This window comes from Pedobacter sp. (assembly GCF_965279535.1).
Classification (GTDB): domain Bacteria; phylum Bacteroidota; class Bacteroidia; order Sphingobacteriales; family Sphingobacteriaceae; genus Pedobacter.
This window is the reverse complement of sequence record NZ_OZ257244.1, coordinates 2,738,307-2,756,327: the sequence shown is the minus strand read 5'-3', so window position 1 is coordinate 2,756,327 and position 18,021 is coordinate 2,738,307. Positions and strand designations below refer to the sequence as shown.

Here is an 18,021-nt window from a genome sequence, read left to right as displayed (position 1 = left end):
GTAAAACAGAAGAGAAATCTATGCAATCGTTGCCAAAGAAATAGATGTTTTCTGTCGATTTATTTAGATTAAATCATTGATAATGAATAGTTTAATTGTTTATTTGGTCTCTGGATTCCATCCACGGAAAACGTTTTCCAAAATATAGGCCTGGTATTCAGCTTTAGTGAGTTGATGCGACCAGTTTACACGGTTGTTGGGTTTTGCACCCTTACCTGTATTCCTGTATTCAGCGTAATAGGCAGTTTTTTCATTGCTTTCTTTTCCCCAATTGTGCCATCCTTCCGGTCTGATTAAATCAGGCAATTCACAGTTAAGGTATGCAACCTTTGCATAGGGCCTCCAGGGTCTGCCCAGATAAAAACTATTTGCTGCGGCGTCCCCTATAATCTTGCATTTATTGAACACATATCCATACCTTGTGGTATCAGCTGTTGAGGCAGCCGTAATATAACCTGTCTTTTTGCAGAATATGTTGCATTGCTCAAACCAGGCAGTAGAAGCTCCAAATATAAAATCTACAGTACCTTCTATATAGCAGTTCTTGTAATATTGACGATTATTCGCCCCGTAAGTATAGAGTGTATCCTGAAAACCTAAAAACCTGCAGTTGATAAATACAAGCTTGTCTCCACCGGCCCAAACTGCAACCGCTTGTCCTACCGGACCGGCAGAATTTTCGAAAGTGAGGTTTTCAGCCGAAAACCCTTCGCCATAAATGTAAAAACTGGAAGAACCGGAAGTGCCTTTTTCTTCACCAAAGGCATTCTTTTTTTGTGCATAATCATCATAAGTAAGAATCGTTTCATTCAAGCTTTCCCCTATTAGCCTCACCTGTTGTTTAGAAGCAGCTAAAACCAATTTCTCTTTATAAATACCTTTTTTGATGAATATGATGGTTTCCTTTTTCCTGAAATCGGGAACAGCATTTATCGCCTCCTGCACCGTTTTAAAATTCCCGCTACCATCTGCAGCCACAATAAAATCAGGTTTAACCTCTATGGCATTTACAGATAGGCATAGGCTGGTAAAAATGAGCAAGAATAAGGTTTTCATCTGCGATTCGGTTAGAAATAAAAAAATAGGCCACGTAATGGGTATTTGTCCAAGCGCAGCCGTATTCTAAAACTAAATATATATGACAAACAATTTTAATCAATATTTATGATGAAAGATAAGCTTGTTGCCGATAAAAAACCGCAAACGATGACGGGAACGATTGCATAATCTTTTGTTGTGTTCCAGCGAAAAAAGAATTAATCTTGTCTATAACCAAATATGTGGCGATCAGGTTCGCCTCCTAGATACGCAATGAAAAAAATTATTTATGCCTCATTAAGCTACTGTATTTTTACGCTTTCCGCTTTTGCTCAGCAAACGGTTTCCGATAATTATGTTTCTAAAGTTTGGGTGGCAGATCAGGGAAATGGAATGTATAAAAATCCGGTTATTAATGCAGATTATTCTGATCCGGATGCTATTCGGGTAGGAGAAGATTTTTACCTTATTGCTTCTAGTTTTGATGCTGTGCCAGGCTTGCCCATTCTGCATTCAAAAGATTTGGTGAACTGGAAAATCATTGGTCATGCCTTAAAAAGGCAACCACCTTTTGAACATTTTGAAAAAACACAACATGGCAATGGGGTTTGGGCACCCTCCCTGCGCTATAGAAATGGCGAGTTTTATATTTATTATCCCGATCCGGATTTCGGCATTTACCTCACCAAGGCAAAAAGCATCACTGGTGAATGGTCAAACCCCGAGCTCGTAATAGCCGGAAAAGGTTTAATAGATCCTTGTCCGTTTTGGGATGAAGATAATAAAGCATATTTGGCTTATGCATATGCGGGAAGCAGGGCTGGGATTAAAAGTGTTTTGGCTGTAATGCCACTTAACGGTGCTGGCACAAAAGCTACAGAGACAGGAAGAATTGTATACGATGGCCATGAGTTAGACCCCACCATTGAGGGACCTAAAGTTTACAAAAGAAATGGATATTATTATTTGTTCGCCCCTGCTGGAGGAGTTTCAACAGGTTGGCAGTTAATATTAAGAAGTAAAAATATTTATGGCCCTTACGAAAGGAAAGTAGTCATGGATGAAGGTAAATCGGGAATAAATGGGCCACATCAGGGCGCCTGGGTTAATACCGCTACCGGAGAGGATTGGTTTTTACATTTTCAGGATAAAGATGCTTATGGAAGAGTAGTGCATTTGCAACCCATGAAATGGGTAAATGACTGGCCGGTTATCGGAATTGATAAGGATGGAGATGGTACAGGTGAACCCCTGCTGACTTATAGGAAGCCCCGCGTAGGAAAAACTTATCCAATCATAACACCTGTTGAAAGTGATGAATTTCTCGGCTCAAAGTTAGGTTTGCAATGGCAATGGCAAGCTAACCCTCAGCCTACATGGCTTTTTACTGATGCTGCAAGGGGTGTATTAAAATTGTATACAGCTAAAATTCCGGATGAAGCTAAAAATTTATGGGATGTTCCGAATTTACTGATGCAGAAATTCCCTGCAGATGAATTTATGGCAACTACAAAAGTGACTTTTAAACCCAATCTGAAACTCGAAAATGAGCAAACAGGCTTGGTTGTGATGGGAAGAAGTTATGCTCAGATAAGCCTGAAAAGTAAAAAAGACGGCATATATGTTGTTTACGGAGTTTGTCAGGGCGCAGACAAAGGCAAAACAGAGAACTTAAAGGAAGTTGCAAAATTAAAGTCGTCAACGGCTTATTTTCGGGTTAAAGTATCCAGTGGAGCCAAATGTCAATTTGCCTATAGCGAAGATGGAACTAACTTTCAGAACGTAGGCGAACAATTCCAGGCCACAGCGGGGCAGTGGATCGGTGCCAAAATAGGATTGTTTGCTATTCGTGATACACAAACCAATGATTCTGGCCTTGCAGAATACGATTGGTTTCATATTCAGAAATAGGGGTGTTAAGTAACCGCAAAGTTTTAAGCGCGAAAGGTTTTTTACTTTGCGGTTAATCTATAACAGCTTATCCTACAATTGTTTTAGAGGTGATGGCAATTCTGTTCCAGGCATTGATGGTTACAATAGCCATAATAATTTGTGCAAGTTCATTTTCATTGAAAAAACCAGCCGCTTTCTGATAAGTTGCGTCAGAAACATGATTGGTAATTAAGGTTACTTCTTCAGTTAATGCAATAACTGCCTGTTCTTTTTCTGTAAATAAATTGGTTTCCCTCCAGGCGCTTAACAGGTATAAACGTTGCTCGGTTTCTCCTATTTTACGCGCATCTGCCGAATGCATATTTAAACAAAAGGCACAACCATTAATTTGTGAAGCACGCATTTTGATCAGTTCCAATAAAATTGGATCAACTTTACTGGTAGATAAATATTTTTCTAAACCGAACATGGCTTGATAAGCTGCTGGTTCTACTTTTTGGATGTTTATTCTGCTTTCCATTTTTATGTTTTTTGATTACGATGTAAAGTTCAGCATCATGCTGCTTAAAAAACTTAAACTAGATTAAGAAATCAAATGTTACGTTTTAATTAGATAGCGCAAACAGCCCGGCACCTTGTTAACCACAGAAAACCAGGAATAATAAGAAGGAGTGTGTAATTCAGGCGGATAGTTTAAATTCCGCAATGCACAAAGGCAATCTTTACACCATAAACTATAATTTTGATCTTTTTGCAGAGAGTGTTGATCCTACAGAGGCAATAATCACAGCTGCAATGGCTAAACATTCTTTAAATGACAGGTATTCTTGAAGAAAAATTAATCCGCAAATTGCGGCAACCGCAGGTTCAAGGCTCATGAGGATACTAAATGTTCGGGATGGGATGTGCTTTAGCGCCTTCATTTCCAGTGTAAAAGGAATGGCGCTGGAAAGTAATGCAAGCGCAGTTCCCATAGCCAGATATTTTGGATTCAGGTTCCCAATTTTGCTGCTGAGCAAACCAAATGGCAGAATCAAAAGTGTAGCAAAAAGCATCCCTACAGCAACAGCGTCTCCACCCTTCATTATTTTAGAAGTTTTCCCTCCCAGAATAATGTAAGCCGACCAGAAACCCCCTGCAAGAAGCGCAAAAAGCACGCCCAATAAATCAATCCCATTATTGGCCCAGGGGGCTATTAAGGCTATACCCACTGCGGCTAAAAATGCCCATAAAAAATCAATAACTTGCTTGGAACCAACAATGGCTAATAATAAAGGGCCAACAAACTCAAGGGTTACACCTAAACCAATCGGAATTCTTTCTATCGCCAGGTAGAAAATAACATTCATGGCGCCTAATGAAAGACCATACGGAATGACAGATTTCCACTGTCTAGCCGTAATTTTGCTGACATTCGGGCGATAAGCAATCCATAAAATAATTGCAGAAATTCCTATTCTGAGCGTGGCTGTACCTGCAGCACCCAATGCCGGAAATAAAGTTTTGGCAATTGCAGCACCACACTGTACACTTAAAATGGACAGTAAAACTGCTGGTAAGGGTGGGATGTTAGATAGTCTGCTTTTCATTAACACTGCTCGTAAAAAGGCAAACTTACCACTTCATAACTAAACGGAGGGTTAAATGAGACAATAAAAAAGGGGAGAATCATGATTCTCCCCTTTCATACTAACAAAATAATTCTTGTTCGTCTCGGTCGGCAGTTGGAATTTTCTTTAAAAAATCGTCAAATGACGAGCCGATATTGTCTGAATATATGCCATAAGCATCGAGGATATAGCCAATGGTTTTTTCCTGATCTTCAACTAAATAAAGTACAGAATTATCTGCAGGATCAGAATCACCTTCAAAACGGTAAGTTTTTACAATGGTCAAATCTTCTGGTTTATATATCTTTCCCAACTGACTTTGCATTTTACCGTGGTCAGTCATCTTTAATTCGTTATCTTTTCCTTTCAGCCTCAATTTTTCCAAAATCTGGCTTAATGTATTCATTGCAATTGGCTGTTCCATAGTTTTAATGATTTTATATAACTAAAACACCTGGGTAATAAAATGGTTTTAGGTTGTATGATTAATTGTAAAACCAAATAATAATCAATGTGTTATTGAATTGAACTAAATTGTAATCACATGAAAAAATATTTCTTAACCTTAACCTTAGCCGTAGCAGGTTTTGCTTTGTTGAACGCCTGTTCTAAACCTGATAAAGAAGTGGCTACTGCAACCCTTACCGAAACTGCTGATAATACTAAAAGCATCGGAACAGTAAAGTTTTACGAATTGAATGATGGTAAAATACGCATGGATTTAGAACTGGATTATGCCGCCAGAGCGGATAGCAATGTAGCTGTTCACTTTCATGAGCACGGCGATTGTGGAAACATGGGTGAAAATACACACGGGCACTGGAACCCTACCAATGAGCAACATGGAAAATGGGGCTCAGGTGCTTACCACAGTGGGGATATAGGAAATGTTCATCTGGATGCAAAAGGAAAAGGTAAAGTTTCAGTTACCACTGATAGATGGACTACAAAAGATGGAGACGTTAAAAATATAATTGGCAGGGGGATTATTGTTCATGGTGGAACAGATGACTATAAAACTCAACCTACCGGAAACTCAGGCCCCAGGGTGGGGTGTGGAGTAATTGAGGCAATTAAATAGCGTTTAAATGAATAATCAGGCGGTCAAAATTTTGATCGCCTTTTTTTATGCAATCTAAATAGGTTTGTCATCATCAATAAAAAAACCTAAGACTTATGGCAACACTAAACGAAAAGCCGAACAGCAAGGCTGGTAAAGGCAGGAGCAGAAAAACAACACCCCGGGTAGATCTAACAGCAATGGTTGACCTCATGTTTTTACTCACCACTTTTTTTATGCTAACCACATATTTGTCTACCTCAAATGCCGCAGATATTGCTAAACCGGATGAAGGATCAACTATGGATTACCCGGCTTCAAGAACAATGACCATTCTATTGGGCAAAGATAACCAGGTTGTTTATTACCTGGGCCTGGCAGAAAAAGCAAACATGAAAACGACTTCTGTAGCTGAGCTACAAACTAAAATTAATGAATGTAAACAGCGGGTGGCTAAAATTCATCAGGGGAATATAAGTAAACACATGATCGTGATCATTAAACCTACTGCCACAGCTAAATTTAAGAACTTTGTTGATGTGGTGGATGAAATGAAAATTGGTAACATCAAATCTTACACAGTAGATGATGCCCATTTTCTAAATGAGGAAGAGGCGTTTTTAAGAGAGAAAGGATTATAGGTAAAATTGATATGGTTATGTGGTAATATAGATTTATCACATAACTATATTAGGATTAAATGGTTACCATTACCTTTTTAAACAGATCTTTAATTAAGTTGATTTCTGAAGCGTACTGTGTGTTTTTCCTGCATCCAAAATAGAGTGTATTTTTCAATTTTGGATTACCCTCCCAAATTACTTTAACTTTTCCTGCTTCAAGCTCAGTTTTGCAAAGAAAATCGGGAATTACGGCTAAACCATTTCCGCCAGACAAACAGCGAACAATGGAGTTTAGGTTTGGAACAATGTAGTTTGGCCTGAAGTCGGGATGTTTGTTGAAATTTATCTTCCAAAAACGAAGCAGGTGCTCCATGTCGCCCGTTGTTCCATACCATTTTTGTTGTTTAAGCCAATCTTCAATAGCAACAGAATCTCTTTTTTTGATCAATTGTTTAAAAATGCTGTCGTCTGTTTCTGCCCCACCAACCAATACAATTGTTTCTGATGAAAATGCTTCATGCTCAATATTGGGCGAGCTCCCTTTTTGTGGTGTAATAATTAAATCAAGCACACTTTTATCCAGCTGATCCAGCATTTCCGGATATTCGCCAAAGCGGATAATTACATTAAATGGTAGCGTAGAAATGTATTGCTCAAGCGTAATTTGAAAGGTTTCAAAGCACATGCCTACACTGATCGTTGGCGTATGTTTTTCTGTGCTTTTCTGAAAATGTTTTTCTGCTTCCTCTAATTTGGTTAATGGTCCGGTAATGAAATTAAATAATACTTTACCCTTTTCAGTAGGAATCATTTTTCGCCCTGTCCTGTCAAATAATTTATAACCCACATAACTTTCCAGGGAACTTAAATGCAAGCTTACACCCGGTTGGGAAATAAATAAACGATCTGCTGCACCTGTTAATGTTCCGGTTTTATAAATCGCTTGAAAAGTTCTGTACCATTCTAAATTTACCATAATTTAATATCATAATTCTGATACAAATGTATAAATTAACTTATTTTAATGATAGTTAAACTTGCGCTAATTTTGTGATGTCAAAAAAACATAATCGATATGACAAAGATTTTCATCATCAATGGAGGCCAGAAGTTTGGCCACTCAGGTGGCAGGTTTAATGAAACCATCGCCGCTGCAACAGCACAATTTTTCGAAAACGAGCCAGGTTTTGAAGTTAAAACAACAAATATCAATGATAAATACGATCCAAAGGCAGAGGTGGAAAAATATGTATGGGCAGATGTAATTATATACCATACCCCTGTTTGGTGGTTCCAGGTACCTCATGGGTTTAAGCAATATATTGATGTGGTATTTACTGAAGGGCATCAAAATGGTATTTATTTAAGCGATGGCCGTTCATCTGCCAACCCGAAAATTAATTATGGCACAGGAGGAATGCTTCATGGCAGAAAATATATGGTTACCTCTTCATGGAATGCACCTGAGGAAGCCTTTACTTTACCCAATGAGTTCTTCATGCAAACCAATGTAGATGATGGAGTTTTATTTGGGTTTCATCGGATGAATGCTTTTACAGGTATGAGCAGAATTGATGGCATCCATTTTCATGATGTGGAGAAAAATGCAGATATAGCCAGCGACCTGAAACGTTATGAAGCACATTTGAGGCAAAATTTTCTGCAGCAGGATTTAGCAGCTAGTGCATAATTAGCTTTTTTTAGCCCTGATTTTACTTAGAAATTCTGGTGTAAAGCCAAGATAAGAGGCAAGCATTTTCTGTGGAATACGTTGAACAAAACCAGGGTAAAGACTACTGAAATGAAGATAACGTTCTTCTGCGGTTTGACTGTAGAGATATTTTATCCGCATTTGAGAAGCCTGGTGAGCTTTTTGGAGTACCAATCTGAAATACCTTTCCAGCTTAGGAATTTTCGCGAAGATTTCTTCCTGTAAATGGTGTTCAATCGCAATAACTTCAGTGTTTTCGACTGCCTGGATAAAAAATTGTGATGCTTGCTGAAATTGATAACTGGTGTGATCGGTAATCCACCAGTTTTCGATGGCGAATTGTATGGTTTGTTCGGTTCCTTTAATGTCGATGAAAAATAACCTTAGGCACCCATTCACTACAAAATAATTCATTCTGCAAATTTGCCCTTGCTCCAGCAAATAAGCTTTCTTCTTTATAGAAACAGGTTTAAGCAAGTGAGAAAGCATTAATTCTTCATCCTCGCTTAAAACTGTAAATCTTTTGATATGGTCAAATAGTGCGCTGTACATATATACAATTATCGAATAATTAGTATCAAGAAGCAAGTAAACCCCAGCAGCAACGCGTTATGAGATCTGATATTTTAAAATATTTAGTAATTAGTCGTTAGTAGTTAGACATTGTGCTTAGTCGTGCCATCGCTATCTTGATACTTGATACTAACATCTTGGTACTAACTACTCCATACTACTTTTACAACAAAAATGCCTTCAGTTGTGATTTGCCGTATTCGCCCCAATCTTTCATGGCTTCGAGTAATATTTTATATAGGCCTTTATTGTCTGTCGGTTTGCCTTTAGTTGGCGGAAGCAAATCTTTATCCGGAATTGCTACTTCTGTAACCTTAGTGGCGAACCAGGTGATATTTTCGTGCGGTAGAGCCAGGCCTAAAATCATCCCGGGCAAACCGGTGAAAGATTCGGGGCCGCCAGACACTGCAATTTGATTGGTATAATACGCCACCACATAAATTGAATCCATAATCAATGCATTGGCTCTCCTGCATTCGTAACCGGCAATATCCCGGGTTTCATCGGTTATCTTCCAATTTATTTTTCTTACACTGTCTTTCACCAGGTAATTTTCTTCATAAATGCTTTTTTGCGTAATGCTCGTCTGACTATCGAAATCGGTAACTATGGTGTTTTTTAAATCTGCCAGTACATCACTCGCGAACCAGCTATTATTCATGGTTTCATTTACTGCAGGCCAGTTGTATACACTTTTTGATTTGGTAAAACTGAGGGTGCTTTTTGCTGTTTTAAACTGAGGATTGTTCTTCTTGTACTGATCAAATGCCTGTTGAACATAAGACTCATCCCGATCTTTAATTTTCTTTTTGATGATGGCGTACATGTTCGATTTTTTTTCGAATTCAATTACCCCATTTTCTACAAAATGAGCGTTTTGGGCAAGGAGGTTCATATTAGTCAAAAGAGCGACTAACATTATAAGATATTTGAGTATTTTTTTCATGATCGTTAATTTTGTTTTGGAGCACCTCCACCCATTTTATTGAAATCCCAGATTACGGATAGCAGGAAGTACCGGCGGATGGTAGTATAACTGCTTTGACTAATATTCCCATTATAGGCAGAGCGGTTAAAGCCCACATTCTGGTTTAATAAGTCGCGGCCAGAAACTGAGATTTTTAAATTTTCACTCTTGAAAAACTTTTTGTTTAATGCCGCATTCCAGAGAAAACGCTCAAAATTTTCATTAAAAGCCTGTGTTTTTCCATTGTATTGGTACTGGGCGTCGGTAGTAATTTCAAATTTTCCGGGCAGTTGAACGGATCCCTCTAAATATCCGCTTAAACCCCAGCCATTGCTATTAAGTGATTGCTGTATAGATGCTGTAGTTACGTTGTAACTCGGGCCAAAATTACCGTAAAAGCTATACTTTTTTTCTTTGTATTTGTTAAAATCAATCCCGGCGCTGTATACATAGTTTTGTGTTTTATTCAATACCTGATTAATATAATTGTAAGATGAATTTCCACTGAAATTGAGGTTGAGTCCCAGATTCATGTCAAGGGGTTTAATTTTTCTGCCTATGCTACCATAGAAATAATAATTAGAAGGCATCTTGTCGCTGAGGTTGATCGATTGATAAGTGCTTTTTCCCGTTGCATCGGTAGTAACATTACTCATGATCGGGTTAGCAGTAAAGCTATAAGACGCATTGAGCCAAATGGATTGGTTGGTTAACACCTTATAAGAATTGTAATTGGCATTGAAGCTACTTCTGAAAGATGGCCTTAAGTTTGGATTACCTTCAAATACGTTTAATGGATCTGTATTTACCCTGATAGGTTGAATTTGATCTAAAGATGGTTGACTGGTATTGCCATTGTAGCTCAACCTAAATGATTTTTGCTGGCTGAAACGATATTGGTAGGAAGCCTGTGGCATGTAATTCACAAAATTTCTGTTGAATGTTCTATTGCGAAATACATCCATTTGTTTGAAATTTACACCGCTAAATTTAGAACCAAAGTTGATAACCGTTTTACCTTTTTTATAGTTGAAAATAGCTCCAGCCTGATTGATTACTTGATCCAGCTCATAATTGTTGCTGAATACAGTGTCCAATACATCATATGCATCGCCAGCCAGCTTATTATATGATCTTCTGTCAGATTTTCCATTTATCAGGCTCAATCCGTAATTAACAATAACAGAAAAACTTTCACTAAAAGGCTCTGTATAAACCAAATTGGATTTGAAAGCATTATTGGCGATCAGGTTTACCTTATACTGGTCGATGTTTCTGATACTATCCAATTGATCGTTAACATTAAAAAAACTATTAGTTGAATTAAGGTAACCTTCGGAAGTGTTTTTGTTGAAGGATTGATTGAGGTTAAGCGATAAAGTGCGACCTTTTTTTCTTAATCTCTTAGTAATAAAGGCATTTAAGTTAAACGCCTGATCATCGGCTTCATTACTTAATGTTCTTTTGGAAGTATTTAAGCGTGTAGCATCCTCACGGGTTGTCGTGGTAAAATAGTCGTCAAAAGTTGAGCTGTTTTTTAAAGATCCATCTATACTTACTTTCAGGGTAAGTGTCGTATCCAACTTGATTTCATAAGTAGCATCAAGTTTCTGTTTGAACATATCATTGTCGAACACCTGATCGGATATTCTGTTGTTAATTCCATTGGCCAGGGTGTTCTGACTAATGGTATTCCGGTTTCCGGTTACACCGATAGCGCCTACTTTATAATTGGTGTTTAACGATTCCTTGTCTTTGTTCCATTTACTATCAAAGTGCAGGCCACCTGTCCTCGAAACCGGAATACCCTGGCCACTGTATTGCCCGTCATAAGATTCGAAATCATCACCACCCATGCTAAAGTAAATTCCTCCATCGTCGCTGATTTGCATATTTCCCGAACCGCCATATTTATCCCGGTCGTCCCATCCTAAGCCAACTGTTCCGTTGTTCCCCAATATGCCGTAAGCAGAGAATTTTTTCTTACCCCAAAACTTATTAAACATGGCCTGTCCGGTATAAAAATCATCTGTACCATATCCGCCTTGAAGTTTTCCGAAATAACCGTTCTTTTTATCTTCTTTAAGTTTAATGTTTAATGTTTTGGTTTTTTCCCCGTCATCAATTCCGGTGAAACTGGCCTGATCGCTGGATTTATCGTACAGCTGTACCGATTCCACCATGTCTGCCCGGAGGTTTTTGGTTACCAATGTAGGATCATCTCCAAAAAATTCTTCCCCATCTACCAATACTTTAGGAACACTTTTTCCCTGTGCGGTAATTTTTCCGTCTTTATCTATTTGAAAACCTGGAAACTGTTTAATCAGGTCTTCCACTTTCGAGTTAGGCTCAATATTAAAAGCTTTAGGATCAAATTCGGTGGTGTCACCTTTGATCTTAATGGCATTCCGGTTTCCTGTAATAATTACATCGGCCAGGATTTTCGCCATTCCTGTTAAGTTGATCTTTCCATAATCAATGTCTTTTTTGGTAGAATCCAGTGTAAAATGATCCACAAAATCGGCATATTTAGGATAGGAAACGAGCAAAATATACTTGCCGTTTTTAATGTTGGTAAGTTCAAACTGACCCTGCTGTGTGGATCTGGTAAACTTAACCAGCGTAGAGTCTTTAGCATTTAAAATGGCAATGGATGTGCCAGATAATAAAGAGGTTGAGGCGGTGTCTATCGTTCGTCCTTTAATATTGTGCAGTGTTTGCGCTTTAACAAAACTGCTAAAAAGGAAAACAAAATACAACATTGGTAGAGTACGTTTCATGTAGATTTTTGTTTTGCGGATCTAATATAAACTAACTATTTAGTTATTTATTGTGCTTTAACCTTTTTTAACATTTTTTTTCAGTATCAAGATGTTAGTATCAAGATGTAGTATCAAGAGGTTAGTATCAGGTATCAAGACAGGATTTGAGAGCAAGGAGTAAAGAGCAAGGAACAAAGACTGGATGCTTAAAGGCCGATGTACTGGAAAAGTATCAAGATGCTAGTATCAAGACAGCGATGGCATGACTAGGCACAATGTCTAATTACTAATGAATAAGTACTATAAGAGTATCAAGATGTTAGTATCAAGTATCAAGACAGGGATGGCATGACTAGGCACAATGTCTAACTACTAACGACTAAGTACTAAGTACTTTCCTTCAGTTTTGGTGCGGAAAATTTTTTAGTATTAAGACAAATGCCGGATAAGCAAGATGTCTTAATACTAAAGACTAAGTGCTAATTACTTAATTTTAACCTACGGATTTGTAGACCAGGCGGCTACATCCTTCACGAAAATTCTTCTGTTTAATTTGAGTTGTGAGATGAGCAATTCTGCGAGATCTTCGGGTTGCATTACTTTATCAGGATTTCCATCCGTTAGCTTAAGTTCAATAGCCATATCCGTAGCAGTAGTGCTAGGTGCAAAAGCTGTTACTCTAATATTGTGCTTCCTCATTTCTTGCATTAAAGATGTAGAGAAGGCGTTAATTGCTGCTTTTGAAGCTGAGTAAGCACTGGTTACTGCTGCCGGACTAAAAGCCGAAGAGCTAGAGATATTAATAATATCGCCAGTTTGTTTTTCGATCATCTGAGGTACAACAGCTCTCGTTACATAATAAGTTCCAATTAAGTTGGTTTGAATAATCTCTTCCCATTCAGTGGGCTCCAATTCTAAGAATTTACCAAATTTTCCTATCCCGGCATTGTTGACCAGGATATCGATAAAGCCCAATTCTGATTGTATTTGCTGAACTGCGCTATTTACAGATTCAATTTGGCCCACATCCATAGTAGATACCGCAACTTTAACAGCGTAAGCACTTAGCTCAGCAGCTACAGCATCTAAATGACTTTTAGTTCTGCCTACAAGGGCAATATTTACACCTTCTTTGGCCAATGCTATAGCAATAGCTCTTCCAATACCTTTTCCTGCACCTGTAATTAAGGCGTTCTTTCCTGAAATATTTTCCATTGTTGTTTTAAATTAATTAAACCTCAAAAAAAAGTTATCAGAAAAAAACTGATTGACTGCTTTCTGAAGGTTCAGTTTTTTATTGTTGATTTTACAAATCAAACTTAATGCCCTGTGCTAAAGGCAGTGTATTCGAATAATTAATAGTATTGGTTTGACGTCTCATATAAGCTTTCCAGGCATCAGAGCCACTTTCCCGGCCACCGCCGGTTTCTTTTTCTCCGCCAAATGCACCGCCAATTTCTGCTCCTGATGTTCCAATATTCACATTGGCGATACCGCAATCAGATCCCCTTGCCGAAAGAAACTGCTCTGCCTCCCTTAAATTCAAGGTCATAATAGCAGAAGATAAACCTTGAGGAACACCATTTTGTAAAGCTATGGCTTCATCTAAATTTTTATACTTAATTAAATATAATATCGGAGCAAAGGTTTCATGCTGTACTATGGCAAAATCGTTTTTAACTTCTGCAATACATGGTTTTACATAGCAGCCACTCGCGTAAGCTTCGCCAGTTAAAACGCCACCCTCTACAATGAAATTTCCACCTTCCGCTTTACATTTTTCTATAGAATCGAGATAAGCGCTTACCGCATCCTGATCAATCAATGGGCCAACATGGTTATTTTGATCCAAAGGATCCCCAATTCGTAACTGGCTGTAAGCTTTTACAAGTTTCGCACTAAAAGTATCATAAACACTTTCATGGATAATCAATCTTCTGGTACTGGTACATCTTTGTCCGGCAGTACCAACAGCGCCAAAAACTGCTCCAATTAAACTCATGTCTAAATCGGCATGTTCAGAAATGATAATGGCATTGTTACCGCCCAGTTCTAACAGGCTTTTTCCTAATCGGGCGCCAACTGCTGCGGCTACCGCTTTACCCATGCGGGTAGATCCTGTGGCAGAAATCAAAGCTACACGAGTATCATGGGTCATGAGTTCACCTACAGTTCTATCGCCATTAATTAAGCTGCAAACACCTTCGGCAACGCCATTAGCTTTAAAAACCTGTGCAATAATATGCTGACAGGCAACGGCTGTAATCGGTGTTTTTTCTGAAGGCTTCCAAATGCAAACATTGCCGCAAACCAGGGCTAATGCGGCGTTCCAGCTCCATACGGCAACCGGAAAATTAAAGGCAGAGATAATGCCAACAATGCCCAGTGGATGCCATTGCTCATACATGCGATGCTGAGGGCGTTCGCTGTGCATCGTCAATCCATACAACTGACGAGACAAACCAACGGCAAAATCGCAGATATCAATCATTTCCTGAACCTCACCCAATCCTTCCTGTAAACTCTTACCCATTTCATATGAAACGAGTGTGCCCAGCGCAGTTTTATTTGCCCTTAGCGCATCGCCAAACTGACGAACAATCTCTCCCCGTTTAGGGGCAGGTACCAGGCGCCAGGTAGCGAAAGCTTCTTGCGCTGTGGCGATTATAATTTCATAATCTGCCGCAGTTGCAACGCTGGTTTTAGCAATGCTTTCACCATCAACAGGAGAAAAACTATTGAGCTGAGCGTTATTATCACCTCCCCAGCTGCTACCAGTGCTATAAGCTGCATTTTCTGGCCGAATGCCCAACTGGGTTAAAATGGACTGAATTTCTGCTTTCATATCGTACGATTTACACAAAAAAACAAAAAATTAAAAGAATGCCTGCTACATTTGAGCCTTTACTTTGTCACATTTCTTAATATCTTGCTTTAAGATCAAATAATTCAATACATGACTAAAAAACATTTCTGTTGTGGCGTGCTGATTGCAGCTGCTTTATTTTCAAATGCGCTGTTCGCACAAAATCAACAGGCTCAATCCACAAATAATTTATCCGTTTACAGGGTAACAGAAACTAAAATTAATGATCTGATACATACTAAATTAGATGTTTCTTTTGATTATGCTAAACGCTACCTGTATGGCAAAGAATGGGTAACATTAAAGCCGCACTTCTATCCAACAGATTCATTAACCCTCGATGCACAGGGGATGGACATTAAAGCGGTGGCCTTAGTGGGGCCAAAAGGGAATACACCTTTGAAATATACTTACAACGATAATAAACTCTCGATTACCCTCAATAAGCGCTATACCAATGTAGAAAAGTATACGGTTTACATAGCTTATACGGCAAAGCCTGATGAATTGAAAGTGAAGGGAAGTGCAGCCATTACTGATGCGAAAGGTCTTTATTTTATCAATCCAGATGGTGCAGACAAAAATAAACCGACTCAAATCTGGACACAGGGCGAAACTGAATCTTCTTCGGCCTGGTTTCCCACCATTGATAAGCCAGATCAGAAAACAACTGCTGAAATTTCGATGACCGTGAAATCTAAATATACCACACTTTCAAACGGCAAGCTAATCAGTCAGAAACCGGCCGCAAATGGCTTGCGTACTGATACCTGGAAGATGGATTTACCACACTCGCCATATTTGTTTATGATGGCAGTGGGAGAATTCAACATTACAAAAGATACTTATAAAGGTAAGGAAGTGAATTATTACCTGGAACCTAAGTATGCGCCTTATGCCAAACAGATTTTTGGAAAAACACCTGATATGATGAAGTTTTACAGCGATATTTTAGGTGTAGATTATCCCTGGAATAAATATGCACAGGTGGTAGCAAGAGATTATGTTTCCGGAGCAATGGAAAATACTACGGCTACCCTGCATGGTGAGCATGTGCAAAAAACAGATCGAGAGCTTTTAGATGGGAATGAAGAAGGAACAATAGCACATGAGCTTTTTCATCAATGGTTTGGCGATTACATAACCGCAGAATCCTGGAGCAATTTAACCATGAACGAAAGCTTTGCCACTTTTGGAGAAGTAATCTGGCATGGGCATGATGCCGGTCAGGATGCAGAGGATAAATCCCGCTACGAAAAACTTCAATCCTATTTAGGTTCTACCAAAGATGGAATAAGCCCGGTATTAGCCCGTTTCCATTACAATGATAAGGAAGATATGTTCGATAATATCAGCTATGCCAAGGGATCTATCATTCTATATGCTTTAAAAAATCAAATGGGTGATGCAGCATTTTTTAAAGGCCTTAACAAGTATCTAACAGCCAATGCCTTCAAAAATGGTGAAACACATCAATTGCGTTTAGCATTAGAAGAGGTAAGCGGAAGGGACTGGAGCCCTTATTTTAATCAATGGTACTACAATGGCGGTCACCCTGTGTTGAGCATTGATTATGGCTATGAGGCTGGTAAAGCAACTATTAAGGTAAAACAGACGCAGGATACCAGCGTGCAAACCTTCAGCTTACCCATTAAGATAGATATTTATGCAGGCGGACAAAAGATCCGAAAAGATATCCTGATTAATAGCCGGGAGCAGCGCTTTAGTTTTGATGTAGCAAGTAAGCCGGAGCTGATTGATTTTGATGTAGATAAAATTTTAGTCGGCGAAATCAATGACAATAAAACCGCTGAGCAATATTATTTTCAATACAAAAATGCACCGAGTTATGCCAATAGAATTGAAGCTTTACAATTTATTATGCAAAGTAAAGCTGCAAGCGGACAACAGATTTTGCTTGCAGGCCTTAAGGATAAATCGGCAGATTTGCGCGCATTGAGTATTGACGGACTCAATTTAGCTGACACACAAATAAAAGCTGCAGCTTTGCCCATTATTTTAGAACTGGCCAAAACCGATAAAGAAACTGAGGTTAGGGCTACAGCAATTGCTAAGCTTGCAGAAACCGGAGATCAAGCTTACAAGTCGTTATTTGCAGCCGGAGTAAAAGACAGGTCTTACAAAGTGATTGGTGCTTCTCTATCTGCCCTGGCTAAGTTAGCACCACAAGAAGGTAAAGCAGCCATCAATGCGATGGATCCGGATACAAAGGATCACATTGCTGGCGATGTAGCCGAAATTTATATCAACGATGCTAAAGACGAACATCAGTCGTTTTTCGAAAATGTGATGCAAACCGGAGACAGGTCCAAAGTTTTCGACGTAGTTGGTGCATATTTTCAATATTTAGGCAGAAATACTAATCCTGCTGTAACAGAAAAAGGCGTCAAAAATATAAATGATGCCATTGAAAGATTAAAATTACAAGCCTATTTAAGCAAACAACTTGCAGCTGCTTATAGCAAAACTGCACAGGGAAAAGCACAACAGGCTGCGGCTGTAAGTGGTGAAGCAAAAGCAAACCTGAATAAACAAGCTGAAATTTTCAAAAAAGCATCCGCAGATCTTGTGAAAGAATAGAGCAGATTTCTAAATATAGTAGCCCCGTAGATTTAAAACTATGGGGCTTTTTTTGTCTGAGTCGTAAGTGCTTTTTTTTGGCGCTCAATCTTTGCTCCTTATTCCTTACCCCTCGTGCATTCAAGTCTTGATACTAGTTTTTCGATACTCCTATAGTACTTAGTACATAGTCGTTAGTAATTAGACATTGTGCGTAGTCATGCCATCGCTGTCTTGATACTTAATACTGGTATCTTGATACTCTTATAGTACTTAGACATTGTGCCTATCCAGTATTGCCCTTTTAGATGCTTAATCCTCGCTCGTTGCTATTTGTT

Annotated in this window: 15 protein-coding genes; 5 read left to right on the top strand and 10 right to left on the bottom strand. The window is 38.8% G+C overall.

Annotation, left to right across the window (positions count from 1 at the left end):
• Positions 1–99: 99 nt before the first annotated feature.
• On the bottom strand, positions 100–1,056 hold the full coding sequence (locus tag ACQY77_RS11105) for a pectinesterase family protein (RefSeq protein ID WP_421942071.1): 957 nt from the start codon (positions 1,054–1,056) through the stop codon (positions 100–102).
• A gap of 255 nt (positions 1,057–1,311) precedes the next feature.
• Here ACQY77_RS11105 and ACQY77_RS11100 point away from each other — a divergent pair, with 255 nt between their 5' ends.
• A complete protein-coding gene (locus ACQY77_RS11100) occupies positions 1,312–2,949 on the top strand; it encodes a glycoside hydrolase 43 family protein (protein WP_421942072.1) in 1,638 nt (545 codons plus the stop codon).
• Positions 2,950–3,016: 67 nt separating this feature from the next.
• On the opposite strand, the gene ACQY77_RS11095 is transcribed toward ACQY77_RS11100, so the two are convergent.
• The 3 genes from ACQY77_RS11095 to ACQY77_RS11085 form a co-directional block, all read right to left on the bottom strand.
• A complete protein-coding gene (locus ACQY77_RS11095) occupies positions 3,017–3,451 on the bottom strand; it encodes a carboxymuconolactone decarboxylase family protein (protein WP_421942073.1) in 435 nt (144 codons plus the stop codon).
• Between the two features lie 214 nt (positions 3,452–3,665).
• A complete protein-coding gene (locus ACQY77_RS11090; RefSeq protein ID WP_421942074.1) occupies positions 3,666–4,520 on the bottom strand; it encodes an EamA family transporter in 855 nt (284 codons plus the stop codon).
• 100 nt (positions 4,521–4,620) lie between these two features.
• Complete coding sequence (locus ACQY77_RS11085) at positions 4,621–4,965, bottom strand: hypothetical protein (RefSeq protein WP_421942075.1); 345 nt, start codon at positions 4,963–4,965, stop codon at positions 4,621–4,623.
• A gap of 120 nt (positions 4,966–5,085) precedes the next feature.
• Here ACQY77_RS11085 and ACQY77_RS11080 point away from each other — a divergent pair, with 120 nt between their 5' ends.
• Together ACQY77_RS11080 and ACQY77_RS11075 are read left to right on the top strand one after the other, a co-directional pair.
• On the top strand, positions 5,086–5,622 hold the full coding sequence (locus ACQY77_RS11080) for a superoxide dismutase family protein (protein WP_421942076.1): 537 nt from the start codon (positions 5,086–5,088) through the stop codon (positions 5,620–5,622).
• Positions 5,623–5,717: 95 nt separating this feature from the next.
• Positions 5,718–6,242, top strand: coding sequence for an ExbD/TolR family protein (locus ACQY77_RS11075; protein ID WP_421942077.1), 525 nt, complete (start codon positions 5,718–5,720; stop codon positions 6,240–6,242).
• Positions 6,243–6,297: 55 nt separating this feature from the next.
• Here the strand turns inward: ACQY77_RS11075 and ACQY77_RS11070 are convergent, their stop codons facing one another.
• Positions 6,298–7,200, bottom strand: coding sequence for a LysR family transcriptional regulator (locus tag ACQY77_RS11070; RefSeq protein WP_421942078.1), 903 nt, complete (start codon positions 7,198–7,200; stop codon positions 6,298–6,300).
• Between the two features lie 99 nt (positions 7,201–7,299).
• Here ACQY77_RS11070 and ACQY77_RS11065 point away from each other — a divergent pair, with 99 nt between their 5' ends.
• Positions 7,300–7,914 (top strand): NAD(P)H-dependent oxidoreductase, encoded by a 615-nt coding sequence (locus ACQY77_RS11065; protein ID WP_421942079.1) that lies wholly within the window; start codon positions 7,300–7,302, stop codon positions 7,912–7,914.
• Here the strand turns inward: ACQY77_RS11065 and ACQY77_RS11060 are convergent, their stop codons facing one another.
• The 5 genes from ACQY77_RS11060 to amaB all read right to left on the bottom strand — a co-directional run bounded on the left by ACQY77_RS11060 (position 7,915) and on the right by amaB (position 15,082).
• Positions 7,915–8,487, bottom strand: a complete 573-nt coding sequence (locus ACQY77_RS11060; protein WP_421942080.1) for a Crp/Fnr family transcriptional regulator — start codon at positions 8,485–8,487, stop codon at positions 7,915–7,917.
• 184 nt (positions 8,488–8,671) lie between these two features.
• Complete coding sequence (locus tag ACQY77_RS11055; RefSeq protein WP_421942081.1) at positions 8,672–9,454, bottom strand: GLPGLI family protein; 783 nt, start codon at positions 9,452–9,454, stop codon at positions 8,672–8,674.
• 5 nt (positions 9,455–9,459) lie between these two features.
• The gene (locus ACQY77_RS11050) at positions 9,460–12,255 is read right to left on the bottom strand and encodes an outer membrane beta-barrel protein (RefSeq protein WP_421942082.1); all 2,796 of its coding nucleotides are present in this window, start codon (positions 12,253–12,255) and stop codon (positions 9,460–9,462) included.
• Positions 12,256–12,735: 480 nt separating this feature from the next.
• Positions 12,736–13,452: a 3-ketoacyl-ACP reductase gene (locus ACQY77_RS11045; RefSeq protein WP_421942083.1), complete on the bottom strand. Its 717-nt coding sequence runs from the start codon at positions 13,450–13,452 to the stop codon at positions 12,736–12,738.
• A 91-nt stretch (positions 13,453–13,543) separates the two neighbouring features.
• Positions 13,544–15,082 (bottom strand): L-piperidine-6-carboxylate dehydrogenase, encoded by a 1,539-nt coding sequence (amaB, locus tag ACQY77_RS11040; protein ID WP_421942084.1) that lies wholly within the window; start codon positions 15,080–15,082, stop codon positions 13,544–13,546.
• Between the two features lie 111 nt (positions 15,083–15,193).
• Here amaB and ACQY77_RS11035 point away from each other — a divergent pair, with 111 nt between their 5' ends.
• Positions 15,194–17,704 (top strand): M1 family aminopeptidase, encoded by a 2,511-nt coding sequence (locus tag ACQY77_RS11035; RefSeq protein WP_421942085.1) that lies wholly within the window; start codon positions 15,194–15,196, stop codon positions 17,702–17,704.
• Positions 17,705–18,021: the final 317 nt, after the last annotated feature.

Excerpts from the sequence above, each read along its gene's own strand:
- ACQY77_RS11105 (WP_421942071.1), bottom strand. The coding sequence starts at position 1,056 with ATGAAAACCTTATTCTTGCTCATTTTTACCAGCCTATGCCTATCTGTA.
- ACQY77_RS11055 (WP_421942081.1), bottom strand. The coding sequence starts at position 9,454 with ATGAAAAAAATACTCAAATATCTTATAATGTTAGTCGCTCTTTTGACT.
- ACQY77_RS11100 (WP_421942072.1), top strand. The coding sequence starts at position 1,312 with ATGAAAAAAATTATTTATGCCTCATTAAGCTACTGTATTTTTACGCTT.
- ACQY77_RS11075 (WP_421942077.1), top strand. The coding sequence starts at position 5,718 with ATGGCAACACTAAACGAAAAGCCGAACAGCAAGGCTGGTAAAGGCAGG.
- ACQY77_RS11050 (WP_421942082.1), bottom strand. The coding sequence starts at position 12,255 with ATGAAACGTACTCTACCAATGTTGTATTTTGTTTTCCTTTTTAGCAGT.
- ACQY77_RS11035 (WP_421942085.1), top strand. The coding sequence starts at position 15,194 with ATGACTAAAAAACATTTCTGTTGTGGCGTGCTGATTGCAGCTGCTTTA.
- ACQY77_RS11085 (WP_421942075.1), bottom strand. The coding sequence starts at position 4,965 with ATGGAACAGCCAATTGCAATGAATACATTAAGCCAGATTTTGGAAAAA.
- ACQY77_RS11060 (WP_421942080.1), bottom strand. The coding sequence starts at position 8,487 with ATGTACAGCGCACTATTTGACCATATCAAAAGATTTACAGTTTTAAGC.
- ACQY77_RS11095 (WP_421942073.1), bottom strand. The coding sequence starts at position 3,451 with ATGGAAAGCAGAATAAACATCCAAAAAGTAGAACCAGCAGCTTATCAA.
- ACQY77_RS11070 (WP_421942078.1), bottom strand. The coding sequence starts at position 7,200 with ATGGTAAATTTAGAATGGTACAGAACTTTTCAAGCGATTTATAAAACC.
- ACQY77_RS11065 (WP_421942079.1), top strand. The coding sequence starts at position 7,300 with ATGACAAAGATTTTCATCATCAATGGAGGCCAGAAGTTTGGCCACTCA.
- ACQY77_RS11090 (WP_421942074.1), bottom strand. The coding sequence starts at position 4,520 with ATGAAAAGCAGACTATCTAACATCCCACCCTTACCAGCAGTTTTACTG.
- ACQY77_RS11045 (WP_421942083.1), bottom strand. The coding sequence starts at position 13,452 with ATGGAAAATATTTCAGGAAAGAACGCCTTAATTACAGGTGCAGGAAAA.
- amaB (WP_421942084.1), bottom strand. The coding sequence starts at position 15,082 with ATGAAAGCAGAAATTCAGTCCATTTTAACCCAGTTGGGCATTCGGCCA.
- ACQY77_RS11080 (WP_421942076.1), top strand. The coding sequence starts at position 5,086 with ATGAAAAAATATTTCTTAACCTTAACCTTAGCCGTAGCAGGTTTTGCT.